General features: G+C 62.3%; 16 protein-coding genes and 2 pseudogenes. 4 read left to right on the top strand and 14 right to left on the bottom strand.

From position 1 onward, the window contains the following. The first annotated feature begins 133 nt into the window (after positions 1-133). On the top strand, positions 134-1,585 hold the full coding sequence (locus Q9235_RS25855) for a GumC family protein (protein WP_306224597.1): 1,452 nt from the start codon (positions 134-136) through the stop codon (positions 1,583-1,585). Beyond that, on the top strand, positions 1,582-3,207 hold the full coding sequence (locus tag Q9235_RS25850) for an O-antigen ligase family protein (protein ID WP_306224596.1): 1,626 nt from the start codon (positions 1,582-1,584) through the stop codon (positions 3,205-3,207). The genes Q9235_RS25855 and Q9235_RS25850 overlap by 4 nt, the downstream gene beginning before the upstream one ends. A gap of 304 nt (positions 3,208-3,511) precedes the next feature. Here the strand turns inward: Q9235_RS25850 and Q9235_RS25845 are convergent. From Q9235_RS25845 to Q9235_RS25820, 6 genes and pseudogenes are all read right to left on the bottom strand, one after another. Continuing rightward, positions 3,512-4,276, bottom strand: a pseudogene (locus Q9235_RS25845) (IS3 family transposase); the annotation flags it as partial. A gap of 1 nt (position 4,277) precedes the next feature. Next, positions 4,278-4,430, bottom strand: a pseudogene (locus Q9235_RS25840) (helix-turn-helix domain-containing protein); the annotation flags it as partial. Between the two features lie 59 nt (positions 4,431-4,489). After that, positions 4,490-5,542, bottom strand: coding sequence for an ACR3 family arsenite efflux transporter (gene arsB, locus Q9235_RS25835; protein WP_257735562.1), 1,053 nt, complete (start codon positions 5,540-5,542; stop codon positions 4,490-4,492). Positions 5,543-5,549: 7 nt separating this feature from the next. Beyond that, positions 5,550-5,975 (bottom strand): arsenate reductase (glutaredoxin), encoded by a 426-nt coding sequence (gene arsC, locus Q9235_RS25830; protein WP_257735587.1) that lies wholly within the window; start codon positions 5,973-5,975, stop codon positions 5,550-5,552. Between the two features lie 4 nt (positions 5,976-5,979). Beyond that, positions 5,980-6,336, bottom strand: coding sequence for an ArsR/SmtB family transcription factor (locus tag Q9235_RS25825; protein WP_306224595.1), 357 nt, complete (start codon positions 6,334-6,336; stop codon positions 5,980-5,982). Between the two features lie 383 nt (positions 6,337-6,719). Further along, on the bottom strand, positions 6,720-7,682 hold the full coding sequence (locus Q9235_RS25820; protein ID WP_306224594.1) for a sensor histidine kinase: 963 nt from the start codon (positions 7,680-7,682) through the stop codon (positions 6,720-6,722). 191 nt (positions 7,683-7,873) lie between these two features. On the opposite strand from Q9235_RS25820, the gene Q9235_RS25815 reads away from it, so the two are divergent. After that, a complete protein-coding gene (locus tag Q9235_RS25815) occupies positions 7,874-9,403 on the top strand; it encodes a PAS domain-containing protein (protein WP_306224593.1) in 1,530 nt (509 codons plus the stop codon). On the opposite strand, the gene Q9235_RS25810 is transcribed toward Q9235_RS25815, so the two are convergent. Then, a complete protein-coding gene (locus Q9235_RS25810) occupies positions 9,400-9,711 on the bottom strand; it encodes a response regulator (protein WP_422678406.1) in 312 nt (103 codons plus the stop codon). The genes Q9235_RS25815 and Q9235_RS25810 overlap by 4 nt on opposite strands. A 41-nt stretch (positions 9,712-9,752) precedes the next feature. Beyond that, positions 9,753-10,034 (bottom strand): DUF6894 family protein, encoded by a 282-nt coding sequence (locus Q9235_RS25805; protein ID WP_306224591.1) that lies wholly within the window; start codon positions 10,032-10,034, stop codon positions 9,753-9,755. Positions 10,035-10,427: 393 nt separating this feature from the next. On the opposite strand from Q9235_RS25805, the gene Q9235_RS25800 reads away from it, so the two are divergent. Then, on the top strand, positions 10,428-10,619 hold the full coding sequence (locus tag Q9235_RS25800) for a CsbD family protein (RefSeq protein ID WP_306224590.1): 192 nt from the start codon (positions 10,428-10,430) through the stop codon (positions 10,617-10,619). 87 nt (positions 10,620-10,706) lie between these two features. On the opposite strand, the gene Q9235_RS25795 is transcribed toward Q9235_RS25800, so the two are convergent. The 6 genes from Q9235_RS25795 to Q9235_RS25770 all read right to left on the bottom strand — a co-directional run bounded on the left by Q9235_RS25795 (position 10,707) and on the right by Q9235_RS25770 (position 16,602). Further along, positions 10,707-13,829, bottom strand: coding sequence for a hybrid sensor histidine kinase/response regulator (locus Q9235_RS25795; RefSeq protein ID WP_306224589.1), 3,123 nt, complete (start codon positions 13,827-13,829; stop codon positions 10,707-10,709). Positions 13,830-13,920: 91 nt separating this feature from the next. Further along, the gene (locus Q9235_RS25790; RefSeq protein WP_306224588.1) at positions 13,921-14,748 is read right to left on the bottom strand and encodes a transglutaminase-like domain-containing protein; all 828 of its coding nucleotides are present in this window, start codon (positions 14,746-14,748) and stop codon (positions 13,921-13,923) included. A gap of 64 nt (positions 14,749-14,812) precedes the next feature. After that, on the bottom strand, positions 14,813-15,157 hold the full coding sequence (locus Q9235_RS25785; RefSeq protein WP_306224587.1) for a hypothetical protein: 345 nt from the start codon (positions 15,155-15,157) through the stop codon (positions 14,813-14,815). Between the two features lie 41 nt (positions 15,158-15,198). Continuing rightward, positions 15,199-15,408 carry a cold-shock protein gene (locus Q9235_RS25780; protein ID WP_297255744.1) on the bottom strand — a complete coding sequence of 70 codons (210 nt, stop codon included), beginning with the start codon at positions 15,406-15,408 and terminating at the stop codon, positions 15,199-15,201. A 263-nt stretch (positions 15,409-15,671) separates the two neighbouring features. Then, positions 15,672-16,238, bottom strand: a complete 567-nt coding sequence (locus Q9235_RS25775) for a phosphatase PAP2 family protein (RefSeq protein WP_306224586.1) — start codon at positions 16,236-16,238, stop codon at positions 15,672-15,674. Between the two features lie 70 nt (positions 16,239-16,308). Beyond that, on the bottom strand, positions 16,309-16,602 hold the full coding sequence (locus tag Q9235_RS25770) for a DUF982 domain-containing protein (RefSeq protein ID WP_306228449.1): 294 nt from the start codon (positions 16,600-16,602) through the stop codon (positions 16,309-16,311). Positions 16,603-16,689 lie beyond the last annotated feature (87 nt).

The following is a 16,689-nucleotide window of genomic DNA, read 5'->3' as shown; positions in this document are numbered from 1 at the left end:
TTATTCAAACAGGCTAGCGAAGATCACGTCCGAGCTTCCTCGATCATTGCGAGAATAGCTGCGTCGGAGCGCCAGAGCGTCCCGGTTGCTACGGAAAGCGTGAGTACAGGGCCACCGGCGGGCGAGATTATACATGAATCTGCACCAGCTTTGGAAAATATTGTTGAGCCGGCACTGGGTTATCTGGTGCGTTTTTGCGGCTTCCGTCTTGTCGGCCTTGGTCGCAACGCGCTTCCTGAAGCCGCAATACACTGCCACTGCGCAACTTTACGTCAATCTGGCCGATGCCAATGGCGCCACGAATGTGCAGGTCCCCGGCGCGGTCGTAAGAAACTACATCAGCACGCAGGTCGAGGCTATCCGTAGCCGCGGGACGGCGCTGGTGGTCGTTGAGCGCGAGAACTTGGCCGCCGATCCGCAATGGCAGGCGGCGTTCGCTGCGAGCCAGCAGGATGGCGAGCGGATCGAGGACTGGATCGCCAGCGTACTCCTGCGCGGGCTGGAGGTGGCGCGCCAAGGGGCGAGCGACGTGATCTCCGTCAACTACCGCAGCGAGAACAAGGAGCTTTCCGCCAGGATGGCCAATGCTTTCGCCGGGGCTTTCCTGCGGAAGGATGTCGAGCTTCGGACGGGATCGGCTCAAGAGCTTTCGAAGTGGTACGACGAGAGGCTGGCGCTGCTGCGGACGCGCTTCCTGGATGTGGAGACGAAGCGATCCGAGCTCAGGCTGGAGGCGATCGGTCGGGGCGATGTCGAGGCGGCAGGTGCGCAGGACCCGTTCTCGTCCATGACGACCCAGGTGGCGAATGCTCGCAACGCGGTCTTCCAGGCGAAGGCGGCACTCGAACTGGCACGTAGCGGGCAGAGCCCGGCCGCCGAGAACCCCGAGCTTCTGGCCCTGCGGCGGCAGGTGACCGATACCGAACTCGCGCTGAAACGCGAGCTGCCGCTGCTTGGCGAGAGCCATCGGAGAATTCAGTTCCTGAGGACGAACCTGCAGCAGTCGAAAGTTCAGGTCGAGGCCGCCGCGGTTCGGCTGCGCGCGGAATTGGTCGCCGACAAGGAGCGCGAGCTTGCTGCTGCGGAGCGGCGCGTGCAGGAAACGGCGACGCAGATGAGTCGAGACGAGACGCGGCGACATGATCAGGTGAAGAGTCGTGCTGCCGCCGCCACGCTTGATCGGGAGCTCGAGAGCCTACGGTCGCAGATCGATGTCCTCGTCCAGCGGCGTGAGCGTTCAATCGTCGAGAGCGCTGCGTCCCAGAGCAACACGAGCATTCTGTCGCAAGCCTCCGTTCCGGCGAGCCCGAGCTGGCCGCGCATTCCGCTCATCATTGCCCTGGCCGCAGTGCTGGGATTGGCTTTCGGTCTGGCACTCGCGTTCCTTCGCGAGATGTTCGACCGCCGGGTCCGCTGTTCGGATGATCTGACAGCCTATTTCAATGCGCCGCTGTTGGGAGATATCAGAGGGCAGAAGCTGTCGAAGGCCATGACCAAGCTGCCGCCGGGTCTTGATCGGATGGCCGGCCGGCTCCGCGACGATGCGCCCAGGATGCTCGGGCACGCGGTAGAGGCGGCGAGGTGAGCCTGACGAGCCTATCCGACGCGCCCAAGTCAGTTCCTTCAGTCACGGCCAATGTCCGCTGGACATCGGCTGCGCTGTTGTTCGGCGCGTTGGTCGGGTTGTGCCTCCCGGCTGCGTTTGAGGGCGGGCTCGAGATTTATTTCCTTATCCTCGCACTTATTATTGTCGTCATCATTTTCTCGATGCCGAGAAAGAAAACGTTCAACGACCGAACCTGCTGGATTCTGTTCGTCACGTTTTTGTCGCTATACTCTCTTTATCCTCACTACATCTCATTGCGGATAAGCGGGCTGCCTTGGCTCAGCCCGGTTCGCATCGTGCTTGCCGCGCTGTTTTTCGTCTGGCTCTACGCCTTTCGGCATTCCGCGGTGATGGAAGAAACGCTGCGCCGGCATATCCGCGAGAACCGGGCTTTTTTTGTATTTTTCGGAATTTTCGTCGCTGCACAGATCTTCGGGCTGCTCACGTCGCGATCGCCCGCGCAATCGCTGACCCGTTTCTTGCTGTTCCAATTCATCTGGACGTTTCCCTTCTTGGCGATGATCTCGCTCGCGCGGACCGAGCAGCGCCTTCGTCTCGTTGCAGCTCTGTTCATTGTTTTCGCCGCCGTGCAGTGCAGCATGGGCTTTATTGAGGCGAGGCTCCAGCGGCTGCTCTGGCTGGACTTCCTTCCGCCTGGCTTCGGCGCCGACACCGAGTTCCTGCTTCGCATCATTCAGGGGCAATTCAGGGGCGGCACTTACCGCGTTCAAGGCTCGTTCTCGGTCAGCCTGATCTATGCGGAATTCCTCGTGCTGATGCTGCCTTTCGCGATATTTGCCGTCATTGAAGGCCGCACGCGCTTCGTCCGTATGGCGGGGTTTGTGACGGCTGCCGCGATCGTGCCGGCTCAGTTCCTGTCGGGCGCACGCCTGGGCACGGTGGGAACGCTCATTATCTTCTTCCTGCTGCTCATCGTCCATGTGGTCCGCGTAAAGAAGATCAACAAGCGAAGCATGCTGGGGCCGTTCCTCCTGTTGATGCTTCCCTTCGCCCTCGCGGCGTTTGCCGCCGCCTATGTCGCCAGTCCGCGATTGCAATCGATGACGATCGGCGGAGGTCAGCATCAGGCCAGTACCGAAGGCCGGCTCGAGCAGGTCAAAAGGGCCATTCCGCGCATCGCAGAAAGGCCTGTCTTCGGACATGGTCTCGGTGTCGCCGGAGAAACGCTCGGGTTTCGAAACCTGGCTGGCGTGCTGACCATCGACAGCTATGCTTTGAGCCTGTTGCTCGAGGTTGGCATCGTCGGAACGATCGGGTTCGTCGGCATGATCATCTGGACGATCATCGTCGGATTTCGTCTCAGCCTGCAGCAAGGCCAGGGGCCGAACTATCTGGGGGCGGCAGTGGCGCTGTCGCTCTGCGCGTATGCCAGCACAAAGCTTGTTCTTTCGCAGATTGACACGCAGATGCTCGTATTCGTCATGATGGGGCTGGTCATTGCCCTTCGCAGCTACAAGGCGGCTGCGCCGGAATGCAGTTCATCGAAGCGGCCGAAAACTGCGGCCTTGATCGGTGGGCGACCGAGACGCACGCCCCATTTGGTGACGGCGTCGCAAGGCTACTCGCTTAAAATGAAGTAGCCGAGCGAACAACGGGAGCCGGCGCTTCAAGGACAGCTTCTGAGGTTCCGGCGCCCTGGCGGTCCGGAGGCGGTGCGCGTCTGCGCAGGCCAGACCAGTTCCGCCGGGCGCGCCTCCTGGCTCTGAACCACGATCAAGGGGCAACATTGGACGCCGACCAAGGGCGCCTTTGCGAGCCGTTTGGCACGGGCCAAAGGGGGCGCTGAAGGCCCGCTCGCCGCCATGCGGATGAACGTGTCAAATCGTGACCTGAGACCCTTTTCTCCTCCGACCTGAGAGAGAGTCCTAGGTTTCGTTTCTGGCCTCAGGCGGCCTGTTTTTCCAGCGTGGATTTGAGGGCGAACTCGGCAGGCGTCATGTTACCGAAAGCCGAGTGGGGTCTGTGGCGGTTGTAGTCCTCCTTCCATGAGGTGATGGCGCTGCGAGCCTCGGCGAGCGTCGAGAACAGCATGTCGTTGAGGCACTCGTCCCGGAAGCGTCCGTTGAAGCTCTCGACGAAAGCGTTCTGCGTCGGCTTGCCGGGGGCGATGTAATGCCATGCGACGCGGGTCTCCTGGCACCAGCGCAGGATCGCCATCGAGGTGAACTCGGTGCCGTTGTCAGACACGATCGTCTCCGGCCGGCCGCGCAGGCGGATGATGGCGTCCAGCTCGCGAGCCACGCGCAGGCCCGACAGCGAGGTGTCGGCGACAAGCGCGAGGCACTCGCGCGTGTAGTCGTCGACGATGGCGAGCATCCCGAAGCGGCGACCATCCGTGATCGTGTCGGAGAGAAAATCGAGGCTCCAGCGCGCATTGGCGCGATCAGGCGCGAGCATGGGCCTCCGCGTGCCCAGTGCCCTTTTGCGGCCGCCGCGCCGGCGCACCTGCAACTTCTCCTCGCGATAGAGCCGCCGCAGCTTCTTCTGGTTCATCACGATGCCCTGGCGGTCCAGCATGATGTGGATCCTGTGATAGCCGAACCGCCGGCGCTCTCCTGCCACGGCCTTCATCGCCTCGCGCAACAGGGCATCGTCCCGTCGGGTGCTCGTGTAGCGCACCGTCGAGCGGTCGATCGTCAAGGCCAGGCACGTGGGACAACGTCGAGGCCGGAATACCGAGACGCTCCTGCACCTGCGCGACCGGAAGGCCGTCATGCCCGGCACGGACGAGAACCCGATAGACCTCTAGACGCGTCTGGTTGCCGAGTGCCTCAAGCTGCGCCGCTGCTGTTTCGATATCCATGGAAATATAAATTCCATACCGTCAGTGGACGGTCAAGCGCTATTTCCATGATCACCGAATTATTCTGGGGCTTGAACCTTCCGGACGCCGTTACCGCGCTCGTACCAGCCCTTCGATCGGTTCACGATCCAGACGACGGTGAGCATAACCGGGACCTCGATCAGCACGCCGACAACGGTCGCGAGCGCCGCTCCGGAGTGAAAACCGAACAGGCTGATCGCGGCGGCGACGGCAAGTTCGAAGAAGTTCGAGGCGCCGATCAGGGCAGACGGCCCCGCGACGCAATGCTGCTCGCCCGCGACCCGGTTCAGGACGTAGGCCAGCCCGGCATTCAGGTAGACCTGGATCAGGATCGGCACCGCCAGGAGCGCGATCACCATCGGCTGGGCGAGGATCTGCTCGCCCTGGAAGCCGAAGAGCAGGACGAGGGTGGCGAGCAGGGCCACGAGCGAAACAGGTCCCAGTCGGCCGAGCAGTCGATCGAGCGCAGCCTGCCCGCCCTTCGCCAGAACGCGGCTGCGGACGAGTTGCGCGACGATCACGGGAATGACGATGTAGAGGACGACCGAGAGTACGAGCGTTCCCCATGGCACGGTGATCGCGGACAGGCCGAGCAGCAGGCCGACAATCGGGGCGAAGGCGACGACCATGATGGCGTCATTTAGTGCGACCTGGCTGAGCGTGAAGTGCGGCTCGCCCTTCGTCAGATTCGACCAGACGAAGACCATCGCGGTGCAGGGCGCCGCCGCCAGGATGATGAGCCCGGCGATGTAGCTGTCGATCTGGTCAGCGGGCAGCCACGGCCGGAACAGCCAGGCGATGAAGATCCACCCCAGTGCCGCCATCGAGAAAGGCTTCACCGCCCAGTTGATGAACAGGGTCACGCCAATCCCGCGCCAGTGCTTGCCGACCTGACTCAGCGCGGCGAAGTCGATCTTCAGCAGCATGGGGATGACCATCAGCCAGATCAGCACGGCGACGGGCAGATTGACCTTGGCGATCTCGGCGGCGCCGACGGCCTGGAAGACGCCGGGCATGACATGGCCCAGTGCGATGCCGACCACGATGCACAGTCCGACCCAGACGGTCAGATAACGTTCGAAAGTGGACATGCTGACCTCAGGCGAGAGCTGCGGGCCGACCGGCCGCGTCGACGACGAGTTCGCCGTCCTCCTTGCGAAACTCGCCGCGTTGCGGCGGCAGGAGCGACAGAACGGCTTCGGATGGGCGGCAGAGCTTCACGCCTTTCGGAGAGACCACTAGCGGTCGGTTCATCAGGATCGGGTGCGCCTCGATGGCGTCGAAGAGAGATTCGTCGCTCATGCTCGGATCGCCGAGGCCGAGTTCGGCGAAAGGCGCGCCCTTCTCGCGGAGGATTTCCCGGACGCTCATGCCGGCGCGATCGAGAAGCTGCTTCAGCAAGGTGCGGTTGGGCGGGGTCTTGAGATATTCGATGATGTGCGGCTCGACGCCAGCGTTACGGATCAGCCCGAGCGTGTTCCGCGAGGTTCCGCAGGCTGGGTTGTGATAGATGATTACGTCGATCGGCTCAGACATTGGCGGTTGCCTTCGGTTGGCAGCACGGGCTCAGTTCGGCCATCAGCGGTGCGCAGATCTCTGGTCGCCCGCCGCAGCAATCCTTGAGCAGGAAGGCGACAACTGACCTTAGGGCATTGAGATCGGCTCGATAGACGATTGAGCGGCTGGACCTCTCTGAGCGTATGAGGCCAGCCCGGCTGAGGATGCCGAGATGCGATGACATCGTGTTGTGGGGGACGTCGAGGCGCCGCGCGATCTCGCCTGCCGCCAATCCCTCCGGCTCGGCGCTCACAAGAATGCGGAATACATCGAGCCGCGTGCTCTGCGCCAAGGCTGCCAGCGCGAGGATGATCTGTTCATTTTCCATATGTCGAGACTTATCGAAATATTTCTAGCGGCGCAAGTGAAGGCATCCTCGCTCATAGCTGCGAGGTCGAGTTCGGGGGCTGAACGTCTGCTTCCTGGAGGTGGCTGAATGTCAGCTGATGGCGCATTTCGCCCACGACCGACGTTTGTGGCCCATAGCCGACGTCTAGAACTTCTGCTTACGGGCAATTCAATGTGCGCCGCGCCGCAAAGAAAAAAGCCGGCCAAGAACGGACGTCCGGAGCTTTTGGTTTAAAGCACTTCAGTTTGGAGATGAGCCGCGCAGACGGGTAAGCGCCGCTTCGTCCATCGTGTTCCAAGCCTCCCCGGCCTCGTGGTATCGCTATAAGCGCGTATTTCCTCGTTGCTAGGGCGTTCTCGTAATCAGCTCTCGTCGTCGAGTGCGTCGAGTGGAGCAACGAGTGTGAACACCAGGCCTTCCGGCCTATACTCAACGCCGCCCGTGCCACGGAAATAGCTCGCGAGCACTCGCTCGATCATGCGTGAGCCGAAGCCCTTTCGGGTCGGCTCTTGGACCTTCGGGCCTCCGGCTTCCGCCCAAGTGAAGCGAAACTCGTCGTCGACGGACCATTCTACGTGGACGCGTCCGTCTGCGCGGAGCGCGCCGTACTTGACCGAATTCGTCGCCATCTCATGGAGGGCCAGGGCCAAGGCGACAGCGCATTTCGAGGCGATGTCGCGTTGCGGCCCGACGATATCAAACCTGTCGAGACCGTGCGGCGCGACGGCGCGTTCGACGACGTCGCGGATCGGACCGCGCGCCCAGGCTGACGGCATCAGCAGATCCTGGGCGTCGGCGAGAACGCGGATTCGGTCGTTGAAGGCCTCGCGGGCAGCTAAAGGGATGTCATCACCGCGCAGCGTCTGGCCCGCGATCGCCTGGATCATGGCGATCGTGTTCTTCATCCGGTGTTTGAGTTCCTGCGCAAGCAGCAGCAAGCGATCTTCGGCGGCCTTCAACTCGGTGATATCGCGGGACACGGAGAGGATCCGCTCAGGATTGCCATCGAGCCCGATGATCGGAGAAACCTTTACATCCCAATATCGGGGATTACCGGCCGCCGTGTTGGCGGCCCCCTGAAAGCGGTAGCTGCGACCGGCCTGAGCCTCGGCGATCGCATGCCTGGCTTCGGTGTTCCCGGCATCGGCCCAGAAGTCCGGCCACGGGCAACCCGCGAGCGCATTGAAGTCGCTGACCTCCATCACGCGCTGGCCGCCCTCGCTCATGAAGGTCAGCTTGCCGTCGAGATCGAGGACCTTGATGCAATCGTCGGATGCAGCAAGGAGGCTGCGCATGAAACGGGCTTCGCGTTCTGCGGAGGTCATTCTGCTCTGCAATCTGAGGTGGCGTTCCATCCATAAGGACGTACAGCCTGTTTGACGAATCAACGATTGAACTCGGCGAGGCCGAGAGAGTTGCCATCTCGCTATAGCAATGTGCGGTCGCGTCACGCAGCAAATGACATGACCACCGCAATTGCCTTGGGCTAAGAGGCACGTCAGGAGATCAACGACACATGACCGCCGAGACCGAGCACGACCGGATCGAGAGTGAGATCGAGAAGGTCGGCAAGTCGTCGGACCCCTTCGCATCTGCGGTTCGCGCGACGCGGATGCCGATGCTGATCACCGACCCTAACCAGCCCGACAATCCGATCGTATTCGCCAACGATTCCTTCACGCGTTTGACGGGCTACACGCGCGAGGAAGTTTTAGGCCGGAACTGTCGGTTCCTCCAAGGACCAGAGACTGATCCAAAGGACGTCGCGAAGTTGCGGGACGCCATCGCACGCCGTTCGCAGATTGAGATGGACATTATCAATCACCGGAAGGATGGCTCGCGCTTCTACAATCGCGTGCTGATCTCGCCAGTCTTCGACGACGACGGTCACCTGACCTATTTCTTCGCGTCGCAGTTCGACGTCACGCTGGAGCGCGACCGCTTGGTGCGGCTTCAGCGCGAGCATGACAAGCTGGAGAAGGAGGTCGAACGCCGCACCCGGGAGCTAAGGCTTTCCGAGGAACGCCTCAAGTTCACGATCCAGGCCGCCCGCCTCGGCTCATGGACGCTCGACCTCACCGATATGCGACTGACCTGCTCGGACATCTGCAAGCGCAATTTCGGGCGCGAGCCTGACGAGCCTTTTACCTATCAGGACCTGATTTCGACGATCCTGCCGGACGAGCGGCCGCGCATGCAGCAATCGGTCAAGGACGCGATCGAGAACCATCACGACTACGAGCAGGAGTACAGAATCGAGACGCCCTCCGGCGAGACCCGCTGGATCATGGCTCGTGCACGGCCCTACTACTCCGCGGAAGGCAAGCCGCTCAGCATGGCCGGTGTCACCCTCGACATCACCGAAAGTCGCCGCAACGAGGAGCAGCGGCTGCTGCTCACCGCCGAGTTGAAGCATCGCGTCAAGAACTCGATGGCGACCATACAGTCCATCGCGACGCAGACCCTGCGTAACGCGGGCTCGCTCAAGGAGGCGACGGAGGTCCTCACTGCCCGCATGCAGTCGCTGGCATCGGCTCACGATCTGCTCACCCGTGAGGAATGGCAGAGCGCAACCATCGCAGAGGTCGTCGCGAGTGCCACGGAATCCTTCGACGTCCCTGGTGCCAGGCCCTTTCGCGTCGGCGGTCCAGCTATCAGCCTGCCGCCGCGCGCCGCCATGGCGATGGTGCTGGCCTTGCACGAACTGTCGACCAACGCGGCGAAGTACGGCGCGTTGTCGGTGCCAGACGGGCATGTTGTCATCGACTGGCACGTCGCTGATCACGCCGGCTCGAAGGTGATCGAGTTCCGCTGGCAAGAGGTCGGCGGGCCTGTGGTCACCGGCAAGCCCACCCGCCGCGGCTTCGGCACCCGGCTTATCGAGAAGGTGCTGGCCGCAGAACTCAATGGCAAGGGCTCACTACGCTATCTGCCTTCGGGCGTCGTGTTCACGCTCGAAGCGCCGCTCCCCGACCAGGACAAGATCAGCGGCACGCCGGACGACGAGGAGCTCTTCCGGCGCAATATCAGCTCATCCTTAGACTAACCGATCAGCGACAGCGCCTGGTGCATCTGGCGCTCGGAATAGGGCTTGGTCAGGAAAGTTACATCGTCCGGCAATTCGCCCGCCTGCAGCTTGTGGTGACCGGACACGACAATGATCAGGATCGGCGGCCATCGATCGCGCACGGCATTGGCCAGCTTGACCCCGTCCATGCTGCCGGGCATCTGGACATCGGTGATGACGACGCGGATATCGTCGCGGCCTTCTAGGATGGCGACCGCCTCGTCCGCGTTGGCCGCTTCCAGAACCTCGAACCCCGCACTCTCCACGATATCCACCGCGTGGATCATCAGCAAAGGCTCGTCTTCTACGATCAAAGCGATTGGTTTGCTCACTCACGTGGTCCGTTCGAATGCCGCTGGTCTGGGTCCGTCTCCGGCTCTTCGCCGTCGTAACCGCTGAATTCGAGTTTCGCGCGATAGATGGCAGCGCCTTTGTCGTCGTCTATCTCGACAGCCAAATGAGCCTTGCGCTTTCCAGGGATATGATCACGGGCCATCTCCGTCATTGCGATCTGTGCATCACGGCGGGCCGCCTGTGCGTCGGAGAATTCCATCGGCTCTCCCCCGTCGGGCCCTTCGCCGACATCCATGCGCACATTATAGGTAGGCATCGCGTTACTCTCCGACCCCATGATGCCGAACGGCAGGAGAGGTGGACTGTTCCCGGAACATCCCTTTCTTTTTTGAGATGAACGACCTGCTGGCTGCCGCGCAGCGAATCTCTCTCTCTTTATTTCGAACGGGCTAAACGGCAGCGCGGCTTTTGGAGCAGGAATTCATGAGCCTGATCACGCGCTTCCCGCTGCTGCCTCGGCAGCGGCCACAGCCTTGAACTACCTTCGCATCGCCGAGCAAGAAGCATGGGATACGTTCCGCAGGCGCTCATACGACGAGATAATGCTGGCGCGATGACCCACGAGGCAATGGAACCTGTTCCAAACCTAGTCGTTATGCCCGTCGACGCCGTCATCGAGCGGCCAGCTTAGTCGACAGGGGATATTCCGATGGGCAGCACCATGGACAAGATTAAGGGTTTGGCCAATGAGGCCGCCGGCAACGTCAAGCAGGCCGCCGGCAAGGCGCTGGACAAGCCAGGCCTTCAGGCCGAGGGCATTGCTCAGGAGCGCAAGGGCGAGGCACAGCAGGCGCTCGGCAAAGGTAAGGAAGCGGTGAAGAAGGTCGTCGACAAGGCTTGATCACTACCGATGGGACGCAAAGCGAGCTACCGAAAGGTAGCTCGCTTTTTTGTGTTGCCACTGCGCACGACAGGCGGCCGATGGCCGCTACGCTTGATCGACGTCCGTCTTGTTGACCAGCGGGGCAGGTGCTGAGGACGAAGCTGTACCCAGCAGCGACAGCAACGTGTGCTCGGCATAGGGCTTGACGAGAATTGACGCCTGATCGTCCTTGCCGACCGTCGAGGCGTCACCCGTCGCGAAGACAACGACGACCTGCGGCCGCAGCTCTCGCGCTCTCGCCGCGAGCTCCGTTCCCGACGCTCCCGGAAGGTTGATGTCGGTCACGAGGATGTCGACCGGAGCAGTCTGCAGCGCCGCCATCGCTTCTTCCGCGCTCCCTGCATCGACGACGATAAACCCACCATCCTCCAGGATTTCAGCGGTGTTCATCCGGATCAGCGCGTCGTCCTCGACGAGCAGCACGGTACGTCGTGCATCGGCAACGGTCGGCGCCGGCACCGCAGCGCTCTCCTGAGGGCGTTGGTGCGCCGCCGCGGCGTTGCGTTGCTGCTGGTTTGCAAGCACATGCCTGAACTTCCGCGCCAGCGCTTCGCGCGTGTACGGCTTTGAAAGCAGCTCGACGCCCGTATCGAGCTTTCCCCCATGGACGATCGAGTTCTCGGTGTAGCCGGAGGTGAACAGCACAGCGATGTTCGGAAGGCGCTCGCGCGCTTTTCGCGCCAGCTCGGGGCTCTTCAACGTGCCGGGCATCACCACATCCGTGAAGAGTATGTCGATGGGAATGCCGCTCTCGATCACATTCAGCGCGCTCGCGGCATCGACGGCCTTGAGGACGCGGTAGCCCAGATCGGCGAGTAGCTCGACGACAGTCGCGCGGACCTCCTCGTCGTCCTCGACCACCAGCACCGTCTCGGTTCCGCCCGCCACGGGTCCGGTATCGACCGCGACCTCTACATCCTCGCTCTCCAACGCGCGGGGTAGATAGAGTTTGATCGTCGTGCCATGCCCAACCTCGGAATAGATCTTCACATGGCCGCCCGACTGTTTGACGAAGCCATAGACCATGGAGAGGCCCAGGCCCGAACCTTTGCCCTCGCCCTTCGTCGAGAAGAACGGCTCGAACACCTTGTCGATGATTTCGGGCGCCATGCCGCTGCCCGTGTCGGTGACGGCCAGCATGACGTACTGCCCCGCCGTCACCTCGTCATGGGCGCGGACATAGGCATCGTCCAACATGGTGTTGGCGAGTTCGATGGTAAGCTTGCCCTGCCCCTCCATCGCGTCACGGGCATTGATCGCGAGATTGAGCAAGGCGTTCTCGATCTGGGCGGGGTCGATGAACGTGTTCCACAAGCCGCCGCCGACCACGGTCTCGATCTCGATCGCCTCGCCGAGCGCGCGGCGCAGCATATCGTCCATACCGCGCACGAAGCGGCTGACATTGACGACCTTGGGTTCGAGCGCCTGGCGGCGGCCGAAGGCGAGAAGCTGAGAGGCGAGCTTGGACCCGCGGGAGACGCCGGCCATCGCGTTGGTGACGCGTCGCTCGGCGCGCTCGTTACCGGCGATGTCCTTGGCGAGAAGTTGCAAGTTGCCAGCCACGACCTGAAGCAAGTTGTTGAAGTCGTGCGCGACGCCACCTGTCAGTTTGCCGACCGTCTCCATCTTCTGAGCTTGCGCGAGCTTGGCCTCAGCCTGGCGCCGCTCGTCGATCTCTGCGATGACGCGCGCCTCCAGAGTATCGTTGAGCTGTCGCAGCTGCGCCTCGGCCCGCTCGCGATGCCGGACCTGCCGGGAGAGATCCTCGGCCTGCGCGCGAAGGGCTGCTTCGGCGGCCCGCTGGTGCGTGATGTCGGTATGGACGCCGACCCATTCGACGATCTCGCCGGTCGTATCGAGCATGGGCAAGGCCCGGATTGCGAAGTTGCGCCAGCTGCCATTTCTGTGGCGCACGCGGTGCTCGTGAACGTACATGCTCTTCGCCGCGACCGCCGCGTTCCAGCTTTCGACCGATCCGGACCGGTCATCTGGGTGCACCGCCTCCGCCCAACCGAAGCCCTGGTACTCCTCATAGGCCTCACCGGTGAGCGCGGCCCAGCCCGGCTGCTCGCCCTCCATCCGGCCATCGGGACTGTTGGTCCACAATACCCCGTGCACGGCATCCATCGCCGTCCGAAACCGGCTGTTGCTCCGGGCCAGCGCAGCTTCGCGCAGGGCGCGCTCCTGCACATCGATTCCTAGGACGTATACGCCAGGGATCGAACCGTCCGGCTCGACGCGCGGCACATATCGAACCTCGAGCCTCCGGGTTACGCCGTCGCGGTGCGGCATCGTCGTTTCGGCGGTGAAGCGCTCACCCGCAAGCCCACGGTCGAGATCAGCTCGGCGATCCTGATAAGGGGCATCGCCGATGACGTCCCTGACATGCCGCCCGATCATGCCCGCCGGCGACATCCCAAACCAGGTTTCATAGGCGATGTTCGCGAAGCGATAGACATGCTCCCGGTCGACATAGGAGACAAGCATCGGCAGGGCGTCCGTGACCCTGAGCAGTTCGGTCTCGCTGACGGCAACGCGCCGCTCCGCCTCGACCCGTGCGCTGTTGTCGACGATCGTGCACATGACGCCGCCGACGCGGCCATCGGCTTCGTAAACCGGGGTATAGAAGAGGTCGAGATAGAGCGTTTTGGCGCCGTCCGGCCTGTCGAATTCGATGGGCTGGTCGCGATAGGAGATGGTTTCGCCGCGCAGGCCGGCTTCCAGAATGGGGCGGTTCCAGTCCCATACCTCGGGAAACGCCGTCGCAACCGGGCTGCCGAGAGCCGAAGGATGACGTTCCCCGGCAATCGTCCTGTAGGCATCGTTGTAAAGCATGATGTGATCGGGCCCCCACATCAGCACCTTGGCCACCGGCGAGTTCACGATGTTGGCGATCGTCGCGCGCATTTCGACGGGCCAGGTGTCGACTGCGCCCAGGCTGGTCGCGGCCCAGTCCCGATTCCGGATCAACGCACCACATTCTCCCCCGGCCACCGGCCACGCCGAGAGTTCCTTCGCCGTCCAAGGGCGAGGCTTATCCCGGAGGGCCTTCAAGGCTGCGCGGACGACCGCGCTTGTATCGGCAAAATCGCCAGAGGCCACTTGCTCGGATATGAAATCGTCGAGCTCGGGCGTGAGGGAAACGTCGCGAATTTGACCGGTCATCATGGGGCTGGCATCGGCTGCTAGTTTGCTCGTGTCAACAGTTTCTCATTCGGTATCCGCGTGACTGGAACGGCCGTCTGGTCGCGCGATCCGATCAGTCCACAGCCACCTCTTCGGTAATCACCTCAAAGCGGTTCAGCACATGCGGCCCGAAGGTGTGGACCATCGGGATGTCGGCTGCGTCGCGCCCTCGCGCCACGAGGATGCGACCGATGCGCGGCACGTTGTGGCGCGCATCGAAGGTCCACCACGTCCCGCCGAGATAAGCCTCGAACCAGGCGTTGTAATCCATGGGCGCCGGATCGGGGGGAACCCCGATATCGCCGAGGAAGCCGTTGCAGTAGCGCGCCGGAATATTCATCGCCCGACACAACGCGATGGCTAGGTGAGTGAAGTCGCGGCAGACGCCTACCCGCTCGTTCATGGCTTGCGCGGCAGTCCGCGTACTGCGGGCGCACTGATAGTCGAAGCAGATCTGCGCGTTCACGTAATTGCAGATCTGCTGAACCCTGTTCCAGCCCGGCGCAAAACTCCCGAACAGATTCCAAGCTGTGGCCGACAGCTCGTCGACCTCACAATAGCGGCTCGGCAGCATGTATTCGATCACGTCAGAAGGCAGATCGGCGGGCCATATCTCCACCGCCGCCGGATCGAACTGATCGGGCGTGCCGGAATCGCGGACGACCATATCGTTGGTGAGGATCGCCCCGCCTGCGGGAATGACGAGCCTGCGACAGAGATTGCCGAAGCCGTCCGTGTACTCCTCCACGGGCACATCGCTTCCGTCGACGACGGAGGCGGCCCGCGCGTTGGGTCCAGTCACGAAATCCGGCTGTCGGCTCGGATGCGGGTCGAGCAGCAAGATTCCCGGAGTAGCCTGGATCGTACCGATCTCGATCCGGTAGCCGACGCGAATGTCCATGGATGTCCTCTCACCTGAACGGGTGAGACCGCAACACAAGGCCACAGAGCCGAGTTCCGGGCGACTATGCGGAGATTTTAGACACCTTCGCGCGCTTGGCTTTGACCGGCGGCAACGCGAGAGCCATGGCCTGGTCTTGTGCCTCCTTTGCAAGCCGAAGGCCCCGCAGACGGGCTGTGTTCTCGGCGCGCTGTTGGATGATGCTGTCCATCTCCGATGTCATCCGACCTCTCGCCAGCGACTTGGTCTGAAGCTTGAGGAATTGATTGTCCGCTGTCATGCGCTGCTTGGATTGTTGAAGCATGCCGCTTCTCCTTGGGTTCTCGTCGAGCACTGAATGTTCAGCGCAAGTAGGCTGAAAGCAAAAAAGGCCGAGCATGAGCCCGGCCTTTCCGATGGCTATGTTCAAGGCGCCAGTACATCCGTGGTCGCCGTTGACGCATCGCCTGATTACGCGGTCTGGAGCTGCTCCGCCGCCATCTTCCCGGACTTGTTGTCGCGAGCGACCTCAAACCCGATCTTCTGGCCTTCGCGGAGATCCCGCATGCCAGCCCGCTCGACGGCGGAGACATGAACGAACACGTCCTGACCGCCATCGTCGGGCTGGATGAAGCCGAAGCCCTTGGTCGAGTTGAACCATTTCACGGTGCCGGTGGTCATGAATAACCCTCCTTCTGGCAAACTCTGTCGCTCCCCGACAGGATGTCGGGAGAGTTCAGAACGATTTTGAAAGGGGGGATCATCGAACCCACGCTCGGAGCGCGGCAAAACAAAAACCAACCAAGCAATCTCGATGTACTTATATTTATGAGATGACTTTCAAAAACGCAAGGAAATTCTTTCACAGCAATCACGAAACAGGAAATCAGTACGATTTTATTTTCCATAGACCGTTCCTTTTCGGGACCGGCTCGGGACGGAGGTCATCGCAGAGCATGAATGCGCCGCGATAGTCTTTCGACGACGACCCCGGCCGCAAACCCAGCCGCGACTCCTGAAGGCCAATGAGCCAGGGCAGGGACACGCGACAGCGCCAGCGCGCCGAAGGCACTCCACAGCCATGGCGGCGAACCGGTCCCGGAACCGGCCAGAAACGATGCCAAGGCGCCGGCATGCATCGCGTGCCCGGAGGGAAACGCATCGCTCGCCCTACCGATCAATTGATGCCTTACAGGGGGCCGAATGACGCGATCGGGACGCTGCTGATCGACAAACCTTTTGATTCCGTGGTGGAGAATCGTCGTCGTGGCGAAAACGGCGAGATAGCGCAGAGAGGTTTGTCGCTTCCCCGGGGGCGAGACCAGCCACCAGATCGCTCCCGTGCTCAATAACGTCCGCGCATCACAGGCCCATCCGAGGGCCTTGGCGGCTCGACCGCTCCCGCTCGGAGCGTTCTGTGCGAGCGCCCGCACGGATCTCTTCTCGCATTTGCTGACCTCCAGGCGGATGCGAGGCAAGCGAAACAACGGCACTTTCTCGCTCTGAAACATTCATATCCTTTCAATGGCGCCTTCGCCTCAAAAGTCGCCCGGCCCCGCCGCCGCGGTGCCGGGCTCCTTGTCAGGCGTGGCCGCGCGAGCCTTCCTTGCGGCCGCTGGCGAACGCGGCCACGTCGGGAGCAAGGAGATCATGCTTCTCCGCCCAGGACGCGAACAAGCCGCGCGCCGTATCCGCTTCGATCTCGCCGCGGATCGCCGCCAGGCAGGCCTTCAGCGCGAAGCCGTGGACCGCATCGCGCCTGCTCGCCGGCCAGTCGGCCAGGAACATATAGGCCTCCATGGCAGACGCGATCGCCGCCGGATGCCCAAGACCGGTCAGGATCACGACCGGCCTCTCGAAGTCGTCTGATGTCATCATGCAGTCCTCCCGCGGCGGGGAGCGATTGCCAACGTTGCCATAGCCATATCCTCCTGGAAGCAACATGGATCCGGGTTGGTCGAT

This window comes from Bosea beijingensis (assembly GCF_030758975.1).
Lineage (GTDB): Bacteria > Pseudomonadota > Alphaproteobacteria > Rhizobiales > Beijerinckiaceae > Allobosea > Allobosea beijingensis.
This window is presented reverse-complemented; position numbering and strand designations above follow the sequence as displayed.